Below are 19,774 nucleotides of genomic sequence, written 5' to 3' on the forward strand. Positions count from 1 at the left end.
TCAAATGCGTAAAAAACGCAACACGCAGTGTAGTATGGAACTCCGCCATGTTCCTCACAGAATTTGCACACAAACTTCCGGACTATCGTAATGACTTGATCAGCCTGTTTACTCAACCCCGATTTATCAACGTCAAATTTAGCGGAGTCGTCAGGTTTTGTGTCATTCCCTGGCTTGCCGATGTAATAAACGACGGGCTCTCGCTACTGTGATTGCCTGATAGGGCACTGAGGTCCTGAACAAGTCGCTGGTAGTGCTGGTACAGTTCCGTATCATTCAGGCTTGTCCCTAATGGCCGCTCGCTCTCTGATTCAATGTCGCCTTTCTCACCTCCGGCCAGGCTGCACAGGTAATTCACCAGCCGTTGCCCTCTGCGAATGATTTTGTTCAGAAAGGTCACGGCTTCATTCTCTCCCCCGTCACTGTCGTCCATGGCTGACGTACTGTCATTTCTGTTGATCATAGCCATAGGGTTCAGGCTGACTTGTCCACCTTTAAAGTGCAGGCTGGCCAGCACGTCCGGTTTCACCAGTGCCAGTGTCTGGTTGTTGCGGGTATTGATGATCCTGAAGGTTTGGCTATCCAATGGCAGGGAGTGGTTGCTGTGGGTGAGGTTGCTCTGCGCCTGCGGGTTACACTGGCTGAACGCCACCTGTTCCGGGGTCAGGTCGGTAAAGAACAGTGCGGTGCTGTTATCACCCGACAAACGTCGTAAATCCGCCTTAGACCCGGACGACAGTAGAACATAATGCTTGCCACGGCTGTCGATTGTGCGGGCTGGCCTGCACGCCCGCAGGTCATAGACGTCATTGCCAACACCGCCGACCAGCGGGCGCGTCCAGTCGAGAATGGCCTGCCACAGGCTGCTGTTGCCGGGCGTATCCAGCCTCCGGTTGTCACACTGGTCGCCCCGGTTTGCCAGCACTTCTGGCCGTGCTGCGATGTTGCCTGAGGTTCCCAGCAGCAGCAGGTCATGACCGCCCCATCCACGGAGTGACCACTGTCGGGCGTCGGCGCCAAGGTACAGAATATTACTGCGGCTATTGCCCCAGAGTCTCGCTGTCCTGTTACCGACGGCGGACGAGCTGATCACGGAGGGCAGAAACGGCCATGACTGGTAACCGCTGTCGGGTTTCGGCCCGCTCACCTGAACACTGCCCGGCTCCCAGCCCCACTGTCCTGTGCCAGTAATAAACACCTGACGTCTGACGTATGTGGCGTTCAGGGGTTCCAGTGTCAGTTTAATCCCGTCCATCGCCTGGTAGGTGACGATTTTTACCGGTTGGTCCTGCTGGATGTACAGGGGGTTGCTGGCTGTGGCGTTGATGAATCGGAGGCGTTCCTTCCTGACGAGGCTGCTCACCGTGAGTGGCAGGACGACCCCCTGACCTGAGTCCGTCACCCGTGCTGCAAGGTCGGATAATGACAGCTCAAGGTCATTGAACACCAGCGTTGTGGGTTGCAGGAACTGGTCGTGCTGTCTGGCCCAGACCTGCTGAATCTCGATCTCGGCATCGCCGGTGGTAAACCGGTTGGACAGCACCAGGTTCTGACCCCGGCGCCAGGCAAGGAAGAGGAAGGCCGATACATTCAGTTCAATGCGGGTTAGTGCCCTGTCGTGCTTGGTGATGCTTTCTTCAGCCAGGCCGGGATGGATGAGGATTCGGGCAAAAAATGACAAGTCTGTCTCATCCAGTTTAATCACGTCGGACCCACCCTGGCCCTCCACCATGATCCCGAACCGCTGTCGGGTACCGTTCCGGACAAAGGCCACCTGATGCTCTTGCTCTTGGTAGTAAGTGTCCAGCCGCAACGTTTCCAGTTTGATCTTGTCGGCTCCGGGGGTTCCTGACAGCAGCAGACCCTCGGCCATCACAGCTACCCCATTAAAAGTACCCAGGGACTGGTAACCTCTGAGGTTAACCCGGTACAGCGTTTGCTGATCCTTACTATAAACGACCGTAGCTGCTGAATGACGGAACCAGTACCAGTGATGGTCTTTCATGATGGCCGAAGTTTGCCCAATCAGTTGCTGAACACTGTGCCCCTTGTCAGGCAGGCCGAACAACAGTCTCTGTTGTGCGGGAAATCGGCCCCGGTAATCTATCCAGGCTGTCTGGGTTGGGAGATAGCCAGGGCGCAGCCTGAGGTCGATCAGTCCGGTGTCGATCCGCTCTCGAATGTCTCGTGGCAGGGATCTCATGCCATGGTTGAAATCCTGCCGGGTCCTGAACATTCGGCTGTTGGAAGCTTTCCTGGGCCCCATCCGGCTGAGGTCGAGGGCCACCAGGGCCAGACGCTCCCGGTTGGCCAGGTATTGGGCCTGCTGCGTTTGGACCCGCCATGCCTGAGCACTGGCTTGCCACTGGTAACTGCCTCGCAATTGGGTGTCATAGGGCAGATAGGGCAGGGTGTAACTGCAGGGACCGGAGATCAGGGTGTTGAACTCGTTGGGCACCCCGGTCAGCGGAACGGCGGCAGCCTTGCCACAAAAGGGATGGCCTTTGGCGCCCTGGTCAGGCTGGGGGAAAAACTCGAAAGCCTCCTGTTTGCGGGTGTCTGAAAGGGCGAGCAGCTGGCCATCGTCGTTCACCATGACCTTAAACCGGTCTCGGGTGTTGGCCGCCAGCAGGGTATCATGGCCTGGGAAGTACCAGCAGTCCAACTGTCTGATCGCGCTTAGCAGGGGGTGGTCGGTCATCGGGGTGATCGGTCTCAGCGGCACCAGTCCCACCGTTGCCGAAAACTGCTTCCGGGCCTCTGCCACCAAGGTGCGCAACTGTTCCTTAAGCCCACCGATGAATGCCCGGGCACTGGCGGTGGTCCAGGCTGTGCCGGGGTGTCTCAGGGTTACTTTGGTGAAGACCTGGTTGACTATCTGGCCCAGGTTCAGGCTGTCCATCACCACGCCGGATTGGGGGGTGAACTGGCGCACACTCAGGGTCTCGTTCGACTTGGCGACAGTCTGCCCGGTGGCCTTGACTTCCCAGTGCTCAAAGGGTCCTGACTCCACTGACAGGTTTTCGCTGACCACCCGGGTGTTGTCCCAGGCTTGGTCTGGTATCCACAGCCGATAGCCACTGAGGGTATCAGCCAAAAGGCCGCCGGAGCGCGCCTGCACACGGGCAAAGATCCGGTTGTCGGCCATCTGTGCCGGGGACCGGCGCTCGCCCGCCGGGCGGATCACCTGGAAACCGGAGCTCAGGCGCTGGACGCTCTTGGTATTTTTGACGACAGTGGTTATGTAATACAGGTTGCCGGAATGCTGGCTGAACAAAAGGTAGTAAACAGTCCGGCCCTGCACCACCTTGCGCACCGGCAGGTGCTCCTCGCGCAGTGTCTTCTGGACTGGCTCATTGATCTGCCGGAAGCGGCTGCCGTCGTCCTTATTGATCAGCAGGCCGCCATCCAACAGGCTGCTCAGGAAAGCAATATAGGTTCGGGTGGCACCGTCATAAAAGCCGGTCCCAAGTATACTTGGACTGTCGTATTTATTGACCATCCGCAAGGGAATCAGCTCCTCGTCAGATGTCGTTGTGTCGGGTGTCGCTGCAGGTGGGGTAGGAGGTACGCTGAGCTGCCCATCCAGTGTTTCTGCCGCAATAACCTGGTGAGCCAGCTGACCGGCCGGGCTGGCCGTCAACAGGTAATAATAGGGGGCATCAAACACCAGCAATTGTGACTCATCTTTGTTCGGCACTGTCTTTGATACGTGGTTACCAAACAAGGCGCCATGTTTGCTGACCTCAAGCTCATGGAAGTGGCTGATGTCCCGGTTCAGGACTCCGGTGGTCTGTAGTAACACCTGGCCGTTGGCGGAGTCAAAAAAATAGTAGCCAGTGTCCGGGCCTCCCTGGAGTGGTTCTACCTGGTCATCGGAGGGAGCAACGAGCGGGATTACCGTGCTGTGGTGGGTATCGTACCAGAGCCGGATCCGGTCTAACTGATCCCAGTCCGCTTCTGCCAGTCCCAGCTTGTCAGGGAAGCAGCGGTAAGGTTTTTTAAGATACTCATTGACCTGTCGGTCACAGTCCTGCTTATGTTGCAGCCAGGCCGGGTTCTGCTCGACTCGCGGGGGCGGATCAGCTTTCATGGGTAACGGGTCAATGGCACCGGCCATCGCCCACAGCTTCGGTTTTTTGGGCACAAACCCGGATGTGAGCCACTGTTCCGGCGCTACGGCCATACAGCGTGCGCGGATCCGGGGTGAGGCGTCGCAGTCTTTCAGCTCCAGCGGCAGGAAACGGCTGGCCCCGGTGTAGTTGATCATTATTCCTTCCAGCTTGATGGCCCTTAACGAACTGTGATTCAGTTCGCCAGTGTCGTACAAGCGATGAATCACTTTGCGGTCCGGCAGCCACTCAAACTGGGTGTTGGGATCCTGAGCTATCACTCTATAGGGGGCGTCTGGCGTCGGGTTAGGAAACTGGAAGCGGGTCTCACCCAGTGTGAGGGTCCAGGTTTGGTTGTCAGTCGGCCCGGATGAACAGCGTTCCACCCCTCCACCCCATCCGTTAATGCAGGCATAGGGGAGCCGCCCGTCGTAGTTCAACACCCAGGTAGAGGTCTGCCCCCGGGGGTGAACGCGGATGAGGTGGTTACCGTTGGACATCAGGACGTAGGTCTTGCCGGCCCCTTCAGCAGGACTATACAGGTCATAACCCAGCAGTCTGGAAAATTCGTCTGAGACCTGACGAAAAACGACGAGGTGATTGTGGCTATCGAGATACAGACTGCTGGTTGACGGACGGAACTTCAAACCGTCGGTACTGGTGAGCATCTGGCCAAGGTATTTATGGTCGTAGCTGAAATGGTCGGACCTGACATAAGTGGAGCCACGCCGCTCAAGCTCGGTATACCGGATGTCTTTCACTATTTTGTGGTAAAGCCATTTCAGCTTGCTGTCGCTGACGGCATCCAGAAGCTTCAAACCGGGGGAGCTGCTGTCCAGCGCACTCCTTGAAAGGATATTTTCTAAGGGGGTGTAGCGGAGCTTGACCTTCCACGGGGGTACGGAAGGCATTAAGATGATCATTTTACCGGTCATCTGCCGCAGGTTGTGGAATACCCCGTCTGAGCATTGATACCCGGTTAAACGCGACTCCGTCCTGCATAATGTCGTCAGGGCATCGTTGATCAGGTTAAAGGTGTCAGGAGAGTATTCGATCCGGTTAATGTCGCTGGCGCAGTATGGTTTGAAATAGTTAAGTATAACGGATTCGTCCTTACATGGTTTCCAGTCGTCTTTTTTTCCGGCGATTAAGGTTGTCTGGAATGAATAGCCGCCACCGTAGGTCAGGGTCTGTTTCGCCAGGTTGATGGACTGGATGTTCAAGGTCAGGAGATTTTTGCCATCCCCGCTCATCAACGCATTGAGGGTCTGGTTGTTGGCCAGGAAGCTTTCGGGGTCTAGTTGGGCGTGAATCAGGTCAAAGATCTGTGTAGTCTTGGCCGGAGCGTCCCGCAATCCTTTAGAGGCCAGCTCCTCTAACTGTTCCTTATAATAGCCATTAAAAACTTCCCTGACATGGTGCATGAAACTGTCAATGAAGACCCCGTACCGCCCGGTAAACTCAGAAGTGGTGGAATTTGCCGTATCCACCGACTCGAAGATCACCCTGGATTTCATGAGTTTGTTGACTTCCGGGTCCTGTTCCTTCTCGTACTCATTGACGGTCAGGTTGAGACTGGCTAAGGGCACTCCGCTACCCAGCAAGGGCATAAAACGACCAGCTTTTTTCAGACCTCCAGCGGAGGTTTTTTTCCCTTTGACTCGGAACCCTTGATGATCTGGCCCCTGGAGAAAGCTGCGGAAGCGTTCAAAGGCTCCGGACGTAAACCGGATGTTTTTTCGGGCCTGTGTATCGGGTTCCAAAAAGTCCATGCGCCAGCCCCGGCCACGCCTGTGGAGGGTATCCAGTCGGGGGACCATGCTGTCGGGGAGTGAGTGCCCGGCTTTAACGTCCCTCAGGGCGGTGTCGAACTCCAGCAGACGCTGCCTGAATTCGCCCCGCTCACTGGCCACACCTGAGAGACTGTCTTCAGTCCGGGGTTGCACCGGAACCGAAGGGTGGCCGGGCGGCAAATAGTGGGGGGAGATTTTTGCATCCGATGGCCGGGGCGACATCAGCACAGTCGTTTCGCCAGGGAGCAGCCGGTACTCCGGTTGCCGGGTGGCCGGGGAGCGTAGCACAAGGGTTTCAATCGCCGGGCGGTCCTTTGGCATCAGGCGCTCGATATCCTTCACCAGTCGTTTGAAGACATGGGCACTACGACTTCTGGGCTCGATAATCAGTTCGCCCACCAGGGGTTTGCCGTCGGTGGGCGAACGGGTCATAAAGGTTTTCAGGGCGTTCAGGGCCTTGATTCCGCGAGGCTGGCTGCTGCTGGCAAGATCACCGACGGTCAGGGTGGCGATGCGGCAGTCTGGGGTAAATTCGACCAGTGTCGTCAAAGCATGAGCGATGAGTCGAGCTGGTCGACCGAGGACAGTAACTTGGTTGCCCTCTCCTCCGGCGATGGCCGACTGAACCCGGCCAGCGGGTGTGAGCAGTACATAACTGGCAGAGGGGGTGGCTTTCAGCAACAGGGGCTGGCCACTCAGCGTCCCTTTCTTGATTTGCCTTTGGGCGAAATCAAACGAGGCGTCGTCCAGGGCAATGACAGAGTGAATGCCCCGTGTGTGAGCTAATGCGTCCTTGCCTTCCAGGCGACGAAACCGGGTGAAAAAATCCTGCAGCCAGCGCTCACCTTCGTTGGAGGTTTTCAGCAGGGCGATATCCGTTTTGTCGTTGTCGTCGCCAAGATAGAGTTGGGTATCGGAGCCGGAAAGTAAACGGAGGGCATTTGCCAGTTCTTTACGCCGGGTGACACAGCTGTTGGTATCGGCTGATCTTCGAGGCCTGTTACAAGGCCCCGGTAGCTCGACTGTGAGAAAATCGATGTTGTCGAAATCATTTTTGTATCTCCCGTTAAGTCTGGCGGCACCTTCTACTGTTAAAGGATCGACAGTGTGAATATCGTATGATTTTGCCTGTATCCGTCTTTTAAGGGTTTCGAAGGCCTTGACCTTCGCTTCTTCACTCTTGAATTTGTCCATTTCCCGCTCAAGCAGGTCGACTTCGTGAGCCTCGGGAAAACGTCTTTTGTAGCGTGCAAGCCATTCACTGTACGAGGAAGAATGCTCAGCCAGGTAGAGTGAGTCTGATAAACGATCAGTTTTTCTGTGATCCGGATTGACGAAAGCAACTTTTTTATTGCCATTATTTTCCCATAATCCATGAGAGATTGCGGCTTGGAAATTAAATTGTAATTTATAATCTCGAGCATCTTTTCTGGGATCGTTAAAGTCATCTCCCATCTCGTTATAGTGCTCACCTTCGAGTCTTTGAGAGGAAGAATGACCTTCGGGGTTGGCACCGATAAATGGAATTTTGTCTAAGGCTTTGATCGAATCTTCTTCTAAATTAACAAAAGACTCATCCTGGCTTAAGACATCAACAATCTTGCCTGTGGCTATGGTACCGGTGCACTCGCCTTCGGGTCTGGCATAAGTCAACTGACTTTCGGGGTCAATGGAGGCCAACCCGAACCTGGCTTTATATTTAATGGTATCGTCGTCGTTCAGGGTAAAAACAATACGGTTGAGTTCAGGATAGGGCGTATCTCTCGAGGTTGACGGCTTATCAGGATCACGACCAGTGGTTTGCTGAGGAGCGCCTGCTGACATCGGCTCTCGAACCGCAACAGCTGAATGTGCACGGATACTCTCTTTGGCCAACTCCCTCAAAACTTCAGGGACAACATAATCTTTCTGTCTAATATCCAGTAAACCTTCAGAGCCCGGAATGTCTTGCGCAGAGTTGTCAAACAAGAACGTTATGTTTTGTACGGTGGTATGCCTGGGGATCACCATTCGCAGGACTGTTGATAGCTTTTCCACCAAGTATCTGGTGTAGAGAGGAGAAATTGCATTCAACTTGGTATCAAAGAAGTGAAGGTTTCCAGTAATGATGACTTTAGTGTCTTCGCCAATATTTGTGATCCGAGCACCTTTTATTGTTTCAAGTTTTTTTCTTTCCGTTGAATCGACATTAACAGCGTTGAACAAAACGCTGCTGTCTTCAGTGCGGTAGTTATCATAAACTTTACGACACTTTTTTAAAGAATCGATCATGTCGATCTGATTATCAGAAACATGAATCATTATTAGTTTTTCGTACGGCTTCTGCCGTACTATTACTGACTGGACAATATCCGGGGTATAGGGTTTTCTGTTATAGAAGGGATTGTTTGCTGAGAAGTCATCAGTTAGCTTGATTGTCGGTTTTATTTTTGTTTGGTAATTTTTTAATCTTTCAAAGGCCTGATAACCTAATTGGGCGATAAGCTGATAGTCATCCTTCCCGGGATCATATAAAAGGTTAGTTGCCATGATTGCAACTTTATTGATGTCATCGCTGGAGACACTGATTGTTTTTTCTCTATAGAATTGATTCAAATACTCCTTTATCTTTGCTGTGAGTTCTTTTGTGTTTATTTTTGATTTTTTTAAACCTTCTACAGTGTTATGAATAAAACAGAGTTCATCGAGTTGTAGTATGATTACCGGGTTTTTTGTGCGAGATGTCACCATTATTGGTTTGAGTGAGTCATAAAGAGATCCATGGATAATGTTGTCTTCAAAATTTACTTCTTTGCTAAAAAATAATTTATTACTGGTGTGGTCCGTTAGTTCATATTCCTCAAGTTTATTGAATACATCCCCAATATTGCTTTGTTTTATGATGCTTTTGATTAGAGTGAATGCCTTTTTTGGCAGGTCTTTGTCGTATGTTTCAAAATAAGGGTCAGGGTCTGAAATAGTTCCATCTGCAAACATTTTTTCTAAAAGAGCACGTATCACAGCCCTTTCGATCTGCTTTTCCCTCCCATCACCTGCTGCCATCCCCGATATAGGGTTGAGCAAATTGCTACTTTTTTGAAAGAGTTCAGGATCCATTTTTGGTAGTAGTCCTTTATCAATATATGTTCCCCCAAGCTTGAAGTGATGATGCAGTCCTATAAATCTTTCGGTTATTAAAGTGTTGTCAAAGCCTAAAGTGTACCTGATAAATTTATCGGTCGGTCCGTCAAAATTATCCAGGCTTCTATGGATGAGAGCCTTACTGATAGATCTTTCAATTTGATCTAATATATGGTTGGTTTTATTCCATTGGGTGAGAAATTCCTTCTTTACACCATCTGAAAAAACAGAATGCATTATATCCAAATTATTTATGTCACGGTTTTCACCGAAAAAGCTATCAATTTTATCCCAGATGCTGCGTTTCAACTGAGCAATACCTCTGGGGTAATCTTTTTCAATAGCTTCTGCTTTTATCTCAGATAACAGCAACGAATATAGGATTTTTTGGTATATCAAACGTTGAGGGGCCCATACATGGAGGGTATGGTGCGGGTTCACCCTTGCCCATATTGTTAGAATACTAAACTCCCAACCTTTAACAGGACCGACAATACTGAAATGAATATTCTTGGATATTAGCATGATGACACCTGATAGATTAACCCGTACGGTTCCCCGAACGGGTGTGATGCCTGACTTTTCAACGGTGTGATCAGAGAGCTCTAAATGCGCAAAAACCGCATCCTGCAGTGTAGTACGGAACTCCACCATGCTCCTTACGGAAACTACGCATCTTTCCGGTCTATCGCAGTGGCTTGATTTACATCCTTAGTTCAATGACTGGATTTATAAAAAAATAAATGCGTCGTAAATGTTGTTCAGCTCTGGCCTATCGTAGCTAAAGGTTGAGGAGTCGTCAGGCTTTGTATTGTTCCCCGATTTGCTGACGGAATAAACGACGGGCTCTCGACACTGTAATTGCCTGACAGGGCACTGAGGTCCTGAACCAGTCGCTGGTAGTGCTGGTAAAGTTCCGTATTATTCAGGCTTGTTCCTACTGGCCGCTCACTCTCCGACCCAATGTTGTTTTTCTCACCACCGGCCAGGCTGCACAGGTAATTCACCAGCCGTTGCCCTCTGCGAATGATTTTGTTCAGAAAGGTCACGGCTTCATTCTCTCTCCCGTCACTGCCGTCCATGGCTGACGTACTGTCATTCCTGGTGATTACAGCCATGGGGTTCAGGCTGACTTGTCCACCTTTAAAGTGCAGACTGGCCAGCACCTCCGGTTTCACCAGCGCCATTGTCTGGTTGTTGCGGGTATTGATGATCCTGAAGGTTTGGCTATCCAATGGCAGGGAGTGGTTGTTGTGGGTGAGGTTCTGCGGGTTACACTGGCTGAACGCCACCTGTCCCGGGGTCAGGTCGGTAAAGAACAGTGCGGTGCTGTTATCACCCGACAAACGTCGTAAATCCGCCTTAGACCCGGACGACAGTAGAACATAATGCTTGCCATGGCTGTCGATTGTGCGGGCTGGCCTGCACGCCCGCAGGTCATAGACGTCATTGCCAACACCGCCGACCAGCGGGCGCGTCCAGTCGAGAATGGCCTGCCACAGGCTGCTGTTGCCCGGCGTATCCAGCCTCCGGTTGTCACATTGGTCGCCCCGGTTTGCCAGCACCTCTGGCCGTGCTGCGATGTTTCCCGGGGTTCCCAGCAGCAGCAGGTCATGACCGCCCCATCCACGGAGTGACCACTGTCGGGCGTCGGCGCCAAGGTACAGAATATTACTGCGGCTATTGCCCCAGAGTCTCGCTGTCCTGTTACCGACGGCGGACGAGCTGATCACGGAGGGCAGAAACGGCCATGACTGGTAACCGCTGTCGGGTTTCGGCCCGCTCACCTGAACACTGCCCGGCTCCCAGCCCCACTGTCCTGTGCCAGTAATAAACACCTGACGTCTGACGTATGTGGCGTTCAGGGGTTCCACTGTCAGTTTAATCCCGTCCATCGCCTGGTAGGTGACGATTTTTACCGGTTGGTCCTGCTGGATGTACAGGGGGTTGCTGGCTGTGGCGTTGATGAATCGGAGGCGTTCCTTCCTGACGAGGCTGCTCACCGTGAGTGGCAGGACGACCCCCTGACCTGAGTCCGTCACCCGTGCTGCAAGGTCGGATAATGACAGCTCAAGGTCATTGAACACCAGCGTTGTGGGTTGCAGGAACTGGTCGTGCTGTCTGGCCCAGACCTGCTGAATCTCGATCTCGGCATCGCCGGTGGTAAACCGGTTGGACAGCACCAGGTTCTGACCCCGGCGCCAGGCAAGGAAGAGGAAGGCCGATACATTCAGTTCAATGCGGGTTTGTGCCCTGTCGTGCTTGGTGATGCTTTCTTCAGCCAGGCCGGGATGGATGAGGATTCGGGCAAAAAATGACAAGTCTGTCTCATCCAGTTTAATCACGTCGGACCCACCCTGGCTCTCCACCATGATCCCGAACCGCTGTCGGGTACCGTTCCGGACAAAGGCCACCTGATGCTCTTGCTCTTGGTAGTAAGTGTCCAGCCGCAACGTTTCCAGTTTGATCTTGTCGGCTCCGGGGGTTCCTGACAGCAGCAGACCCTCGGCCATCACGGCGACCCTGCCAAAGGTGCCCAGTGATTGGTAACCCTTTTGGGTGACCCGGTACAGCGTCTGGTTGTTCCGGTTATAAACGACCGTGCTCGTTGACGGAGGGAGCGAGAACTTCCGGACGCTGCCAATCACTTGCTGAACGCCGTGCTCCTTGCCAGGCAAACCGAACAACAGTCTTTGTTTACGGGGACTCCGGCCCCGGTAATCCATCCAGGCTACCTGGGTTGGGGAATAGCCAGGGCGCAGCGTGAGGGCGATCAGTTCGGTGTCAGCCTTCTGGCGTATGCCCGCTGGCAGAGATCCCATGGCCTGGTTAAAATCTTGCCGGGTCCAGTAGACCAGGCTGCCGGTGGTGTTTCTGGGTCCCATCAGGCTGAGGTCCAGCGCCACCAGGGCCAGATGCTCCCGGTTAGCCAGGTATTGGGCCGTCGGTGTCTGGATGCGCCACGCCCGGGCACCGTGTTCCCAGTGGTGGCTACCCCTCAAGTCGATACGCTTAGCCATGTAACGGCAGGGAACGGAGATTTGGTCATCGAACTCACTGGGCATCCCGGTCAGCGAAGCGGCGGCGGCTTCACCACAAAAGGGATGGCCTTTGGCGCCCTGATCAGGCTGTCGGAAAAACTCGAAAGCCTCCTCTTTGCGAGTGTCCGACAGGGCGAGCAGTTGGCCGTCGTCGTTCACCATGACTTCAAACTGGTCACCGGTGTTGGCTGCCAGCAGGGTGTCGCTGTCCGGGTAGTACCAGACGTCCAGTTGCCTGATCGCGCTGAACAGGGGGTGGTCGATGATTGCGGTGATGGGTCTCAGCGGCACCAGCCCCACCTTGGCCGAGAACCCCTCCCGGGCCCCTTTCAGCCGGTCTCGCAGCAGACTCTTGAGCTCACGGATGAAAAAACGGGCACTGGCGGTGGTCCAGGTTGTACCGGGGTGTTCTATGGTCAGTTTGGCGAAGATCAGGTTGACTACCTTGCCCAGGTTCAGGCTGTCCACCATCAGGCCAGACTGGGGGGTGAACTGGTGCACACTCAGGGTATCGTTCGACTTGGCGACGATCTGCCCGGTGGCTTCCACCTGCCAGTTCTTAAAAGGTCCTGACTCCACCGACAGGTTTTCGCTGACCACCCGGGTGTTATCCCAGGCCTTGTCCGGTATCCACAGCCGGTAGCCACCGTTGGTATCGGCCAGGAGGCTGCCGGAGTGCGCCTGCACATGCCTGAAGACGCCGACTCTGGCTATCTTTGCCTTTACTTCTGCCTTTTCCAGCGCTCGCTTCTCGCCTGCAGGGCGGATCAAATGGAAACCGGAGTTCAGCCGCTGGATACCACCGGGGCGATTCACGTCGGTGCTGAAGTAATACAGTTTGCCGGAGTGCCGACTGAACAAAATGTAGTAAACAGTCTGGCCCCGAACCACCACCTTGTGGACCGGCAGGTGCTCTTCACGCAGTGCCCTGCGGACACGCTCATTGATCGTCCGTAAACGGCTTCCGTCGTTTCTATTGTTTGGCATGTCGCCATCCAGCAGGCTGCTCAGGAAGGTAATATAGTTTCGGGTGGCGTCGTCATAAAAACCGGTTCTAAGAAGACGGCGGCTGCCGTAGCTATCGACATCCTGCAAGGGAATCAGCCCATGGTCGGATGTCGTTGTGTCAGATGCCACTGCAGGTGGGGTAGGGGGTACACTGAGCTGGCCATCCAGGGTTTCTGCCGCAATCACCTGGTGAGCCAGCTGACCGGACGGGCTGGCCGTCAACAGGTAATAATAGGGGGCATCAAATACCAGCAATTGTGACTCATCTTTGTTCGGCATTATCTTTGAGACATGGCGGCCAAACAAGCTGGCATTCAACTGGAAGTGCGAGATTTCCCGGGTCAGTACCTCCTTATTCTGGAATAACACCTTGCCGTTGGCGGAGTCGAAAAAATAGTAGCCGGTAGTCGGGTTCCCCTGGACCGGTTGCACCTGGACCGGTTGCACCTGGACCGGTTGCACCTGGACCGGTTGCACCTGGACCGGTTGCACCTGGACCGGTTGCACCTGGGCGCTGGCAGCAATGAGCCGGATTTCCTGATGGTTAAGGGTATCGTACCAAAGCAGGACCCTGCCCAACTGATCCCAGTCTGCTTCGGCCAGTCCCAGCTTGCCAGGGAAGCAGCGGTAGGGTTTCTTGAGATACTCATTAACCTGTCGGTCACAGTCCCGCTGGTGCTGTAACCAGGCTGGGTTCTGCCGATTATTGCTCTTGGGTAGTGGGTCAAGGGCACCGTTCATCGCCCACCGGTTCGGTATTTTGGGTGACCACCCGGATGTGGTTGTGGTCCACCGGTCCGGCGCTCTGTCCATACAGCGTGCACGGATCTGAGGTGAGAAGTCGCAGTCTTTCAGCTCCAGCGGCAGGAACCGGCTGGCCGCAGTGTAACGGCTCATGATTCTGTTCAGTTTCGACGCCCTTGATGGCCCGTCATTCAGTCCTCCATTGTCGTACAAGCGCTGAATCACTTTGTGATCCAGCAGCCGCCACTCAAACTGTGCGTTGGGATCCCGGGCCACTACTTTATACGAGGGAGCCTGTTCATACCAGGAGTGTGGTCTTGGTTCAGGAAATCGGAAAAGGGTCTCACCCAGCTTGAAGTCCCGGTTATCTTCATAGGACAGGCTCACCCAGGACCGACAGTTTTGTACCTGGTCATCCCGCTCAGTAATGCAGGCATAGGGGAGCTTGCCGTCGTAGTTCAACACCCAGGTAGAGGCCGTCTGCCCCTGGGGGTGAAGGTGGATAGTGTGTTCACCGTTGGATATCAGGGCGTAGGTTTTGTTGGCCCCTTCAGGACTATACACGTCATACTTCAGAAGTCGGGAGAATGTCGATGAGACCTCGCGAAAGACGACGACGTGATCCTTGTTATCGAGATACAGTCTGCTGGTTGACCGACGGTATTTCAAACTGTCGGTATGGGTGAACATCTGGCCAAGGTATTTATAGTCGTAGCTGATGTCATCACATGAGCCATGCCCGTCGCACTCGGTATACCGGGTGTCTTTCACTTTTTTCTGGTATAACCGTTTCAGCTTGCTGTCGCTGACAGCATCCAGAAGTTTCGCACCGGGGGAACTGCTGTCTGGCGCACTCCCCAGAGAGGTCTGGTCCAAGGGACTGTAGAGGAGCTTGACCTCCCACGGGGGTACAGAAGGCATTAAAATGACCTTTTTATCGCTCATCTGCCCCAGGTTGCGGAATACCCCGTCTGAGCATTGATACCCGGTTAAACGCGACTCCGTCCGGCACAATGTCGCCAGGGCATCGTCGATCAGGTTAAAGGTGTCAGGGGAGTATTCGATCCGGTTGATGTCGCTGGCGCAGTGCCGTAAAGGAGCCTTGGGTACATAGGGTATCTTCTCACAGTTTTTCTGTTTCCAGTCGTCTTTTTTCCCGGCGATTAAGGTTGGCTTGAATGAATAGACGCCACCGTAGGTCAGGGTCTGTCTCACCAGGTTGATAGACCGGATGTTCAGGGGCAGGAGACTTTTGCCATCCTCGCTCATCAAGGCATTGAGGGTCTGCTTGTTGGCCAGGAAGCTTTTGGGGTCCAGCTGGGCGTGGATCAGGTCAAAGATTTTGGCAGCCTCACCCGAGGCATCCTGCAACTTTTTGTAGGCCAGCTTTTTTAACTTCCTTTTATAGTTCTCCTGAAAAATACCCCTGACGTAGTGCATGATCCCGTCAATAAATGCCCCGACTGGCCCGAGGAACTCTGAAATGACGGAGACATAGGTATCCACCCACTCAAAGGTCACCATGGATTCCATGAGTTTCTTGACTTCCGGGTCCTCTTCGTTCTCGTACTCAATGAGGGTCAGGGTGAGACTGGCTCCCGGCACGGCGAGACCCAGTATGGGCACAAAACGACCGACTTTTTTACCCAGCCTGCCGACTTTTTTCAGACCGCCGGGCAACTTGCCCGACCCGGAAATATCGGGTAGCTTTGGTGGTTTCTGACCGGGGGGCAATGACGACCGGATGGCCGGGATGATCGTCTTGATCCCCTGTCGCCCGAGATTGATGATCTCAATCCCTTGCAATGCCACAGCCGTATAAAAAAGCGTCTGGCGCCCGGTATAAATCTGCTGTTGGGTGTCCGTCATATTCTGAGACGGGGGATTTTTGTAATGGTGTCCCACAGGGGAAAGCCCTGCTATCAGGTCGTAAAGGCCTATAAAAGACCTGAGCTTTTCCAGTCCGTTGGTGGAAGATTTTTTTCCTTTGACCCGGAATCCCTGACGACCCGTCCCCTGGAGAAAGCCCCGGAAGCGATCAAAGGCACCGGAGGTAAACCGGATGTTCTTACGGGTCAGGGTATCGGGTTCCATAAAGTCCATGCGCCAGCCACGGCCATCCCGACGAAGGGTATCCAGTTGGGGAGCCATGCTGTCGGCGAGTGAGTGCCGGGCTTTAATGTCCCCCAGGGCGGTATCAAACTCCAGCAGCCGCTGCCTGAATTCGGCTCGTTCAGAGGCCACACTTGAGAGGCTGTCTTCAGTCCGGGGCGGCACCGGAACCGAAAGGTGGCTGGGCGGCAAATAGCGGAGCGGGGGATTTGAATCCGATGGCCGGGGCGACCTCAGCACAGTCTTTTTCGCCGGGAAGCAACCGGTACTCCGGTTGTCCGGTGCCCGGGGAGCGCAGCACAAGGCTTTCAATCGCCGGGCGGTCCTTCGGCATCAGATGCTGGATATCTTTCACCAGTCGTTTGAAAACCTGGGGGCTGCCACTTCTGGGTTCGACAATCAGCTTGCCGACCAGGGGTTTGCCATGGGTGGGCGAGCGGGTCATAAAGGTTTTCAGGGCGTTCAGGGCTGTGATTCCGCGGGACTGGTTGCTGCTGGCAAGATCGCTGACGGTCAGGGTGGCGATGTAGCGGTCCGGGGTAAAGTCGACCAGTGTCGTCAAAGCATGGGCAATCAGTCTGGCTGGCCGACCGAGAACGGTGACGCGGTTGCCGTCTCCCCCGGCGATGGCCGACTGAACCCGGCCATCGGGTGTGAGCAGCACATAACCGGCAGCGGGGGTAGCTTTCAGCAACAGGGGCTGACCACTCAGGGTCCCGTCTTTTATCTGCTGTTGAGCGCGGGTAAACGAATCTTCGTACAGGGCAATGACCGAGTGCATGCCCCGGGCGTGAGCCAATGCGTCCTTGCCTTCCAGGCGACGAAACCGGGTGAAAAAATTTTGCAGCCAGCGCTCAAATTCGTTGGCGGGTTTGATCAGGGCGATATCCGTTTTGTCTCTGCCGGCTTTAAGATGGAGCTGGGTTTTGAAGCCGGAAAGTAACCGGAGGGCATACGCCAGATTTTTGCGTTGAGCATTGCAGCTGTCGGCACCGGCTGATCTTCGAGGCCTGCGACAAGCCCCTTGTGGCGGGACCGGGAGAACATGTACGTTGTCGAAATCATTTTTGAATTCTGCGTTAATTTCGGCGGCACCTTTCGGCGTTTCAATATCGACATTGTGAATATAGTATGAGCCTTTCTGTACTTGGTTTTTGATGTTTTCGAAGGCCTTGGCCTTTGCTTCATTACTTTTGAAGTGTTCTATCTCCCGCTCAAGCTGATTCATGTGATCATTGGTAAAACGTCTTTCATAGCGCGCAAGCCACTCAGTGTAAGAGGAAGATTGCATCGCCATTTGGAGTGTTTCTCTCAAACGCCTGGTTTCTGTTTCATGCGGATGAATGAAAGCAGCATTTTCAGTCGGCGGTTGCTGCACTAATCCAAAATAGATCGCTGCCTGGAAATCTGTGTAGTATGAGTATTTGCTGGCATCTTTTCTATTGTCGATAAACTCACGGCGGCCTGTGGAAGTGGGCACTCTGTTTTCGGATCCGGCAGAGGCAGAACCATCCCGGTGTCTGTCACCGGCATACAACATTTCGACAAGGGCTGCAGCTGAATCCGTCACGAGTCTGGGATCGGTTGAACGCTGCGAATTCTCAGCGACTACGGATTCGAACAACTGATCTGCGAACATGGATTCGGGAGTTTTAATGTCGGGTCTGGGATGAAACTCTTTATCAGGGTCAAGGGAGTCCAACCCGAACTTGGCTATGTAAGTAACGGTGTCGTCTTCATTCCGGGTAAAAACAATACGGTTGAGTTCAGGATCGGGCGCATCTCTTGAGGTTGACGGCCTGTTAGGATCACCACCGGTGGTTTGCCGTGGAACGCCTGCGGATAAGTATCCCCGAACTGCAACAGCAGAATTTGCACGGATACCTTTTTTGGCCAATTCTCTCAGAACTTCAGGTACAATATAACCTTTCTGGCCAGCATCCAATACACCTTCAGAATCTGGAATGCCTTGTGCAGAGTTATCAAAAGAGAATGCTATGTTTTGTACGGTGGTATTCTCGGGGATCACTGTTCTTAAGATTATTGATAGCCTTTGCACTAAGGATAGGGAGTGAATAGAATAAATGTTATCCGATTCGATATCAGGGAAATCAAGACTTCCAGTAATGAAGACTTTAGTGTCTTCGCCGATATTTTTGAATGGTGTTCCTAAAATTGTTTTAATTACTAGTCTTTGCCTTTTAACAGAATAAAAAAAGTCATACAAGACGTTCTTGTCTGCTGGAGTGCGAAACCTATAATATTTTCCATAACTCTGCCTTGCAGACTTTCCATCGTCCTTAGTCGGGGGCATATTAATCATTATGAACTTGTCGTATGGTCGCCTGTGCGCAGGATCTGGCAGGTCAGAATCAGAGTTCATGCTATAGAAGGGGTTTTGCTCTGAGAAGCTCTTAACTCGGGAGATTAAAGGTTCTTCTCCGTAATCGGTGCTTTCTATTCTTTCAAAAGCGTCATAACCTAGTTTAGCGAGAATCCGGTGGTCAAGATCCCCGTTATTATATGAAAGCTCCGCTAACATGATTGCAATTCCATTGATTTTTTTGTTGTCGGCAGGATCTTCATATTTAAAGAATTCATTCAAAGTCTTGTTTATCTCCGTTACGCGTCTTTCTTTGCTTATTTCATTATTATTTTTAAATTTTTCTAAAACACTATGGAAAAATGTGGCTTCCTGGATTACTTTGTTGATCAGTGGGTTATTTGGGAAAGCTTCCACCATCATTGGTTTGACTGAATCATCGAGGTGTCCAGCTCTAATCTCGTCTTTAGGAGGTATACTTCTACCGAAAAATATTTTAGAATTACTAGCCCACTTCATATTTTGACGATTACTCAGTCTATGAAATAGATCGCTAATATTGGTTATTTCTACGGCAGCTCTAATTCGATTTAATTGTTCTTGTGGCAGGTTTATATCGTCTGTGTTGAAAAAACGGTCAGGATCAGGAATGATTCCACGTTTGAACATATGTTGCACAATAGCATGTATCTTAGCTCTTTCTAGCTGCTCTCTCTCACTACTGTCCAATCCCCCTTCCGACACAGGCGCGTGCGAAATGCCCATTTTTTCAAAGGGCGCAAGCCTCAGTGCTGGTAGCAGTCCTTTATCAAAATAGACCCCTCCATCAGAGAATAAATGAGAAAACCCTATAGTTCTTGCGGTTATCACAGTTTTTTTAAGGCTTAAGGTGTACTTAATATATTCACTGTGTTGTCGTTCAAAAGCAGAAGTATCTCCTCTAACATAAGCCCTGCTAATGGAATTTTGAATTTGATTTAACACATTGATGGTTTTATTCCATTGGGTGGTAAACGACCTCTTTACACTGTCTGAAAAATCGGCTTTCATTATATCCAATCTTTCTACATCAACGTTTTCACCCATAAAAGTATCGATTTTTTGCCAGATACTACGCCTCAACCGCGCAATATCAGCGGGGTAATCTGTTTCAATCGTTTGTTGCATTCTCTCAGAATACAGCAACGAATATAAAATTCTTTTGTATATCAAGGCTTTGGGAGCCCATACATAGATGTCATGGTTCGGGTTCGCCCAGGCCCATATTGACAGCCAAATACGCTCCCAACCTTCAATAGCATCGACAATAGCAACATGTACCTTATTGGTTATAGATGGCATGATAACTCCTGGTAGATTGAACTGCATGGTTTTCAGAGGGGGGTGATACTTGTCTTTTCACTGGCGTGCTCAGAGGACTTTAAATGCTCAAAGATTGCACCGTGCAGTGTAGTTCGTAATTGAGAAGGTGACCTTCTTTTCAGTTATATAAAATAAAAGTGTCGTATTAAATTTTAATGA

General features: G+C 52.4%; 3 protein-coding genes. All 3 read right to left on the bottom strand.

The features are described from left to right. Window positions 1-112: 112 nt before the first annotated feature. The gene (locus ACOJUO_RS17400) at window positions 113-9,001 is read right to left on the bottom strand and encodes a hypothetical protein (protein WP_422137633.1); all 8,889 of its coding nucleotides are present in this window, start codon (window positions 8,999-9,001) and stop codon (window positions 113-115) included. 785 nt (window positions 9,002-9,786) lie between these two features. Next, window positions 9,787-16,170 (bottom strand): hypothetical protein, encoded by a 6,384-nt coding sequence (locus tag ACOJUO_RS17405; protein WP_422137634.1) that lies wholly within the window; start codon window positions 16,168-16,170, stop codon window positions 9,787-9,789. Then, the gene (locus ACOJUO_RS17410; RefSeq protein WP_422137635.1) at window positions 16,079-19,594 is read right to left on the bottom strand and encodes a hypothetical protein; all 3,516 of its coding nucleotides are present in this window, start codon (window positions 19,592-19,594) and stop codon (window positions 16,079-16,081) included. Before ACOJUO_RS17410 ends, ACOJUO_RS17405 begins: the two co-directional genes overlap by 92 nt. Window positions 19,595-19,774: the final 180 nt, after the last annotated feature.

Origin of the sequence: Endozoicomonas sp. ALC020 (genome assembly GCF_049275935.1) — a bacterium.
Classification (GTDB): domain Bacteria; phylum Pseudomonadota; class Gammaproteobacteria; order Pseudomonadales; family Endozoicomonadaceae; genus Endozoicomonas_A.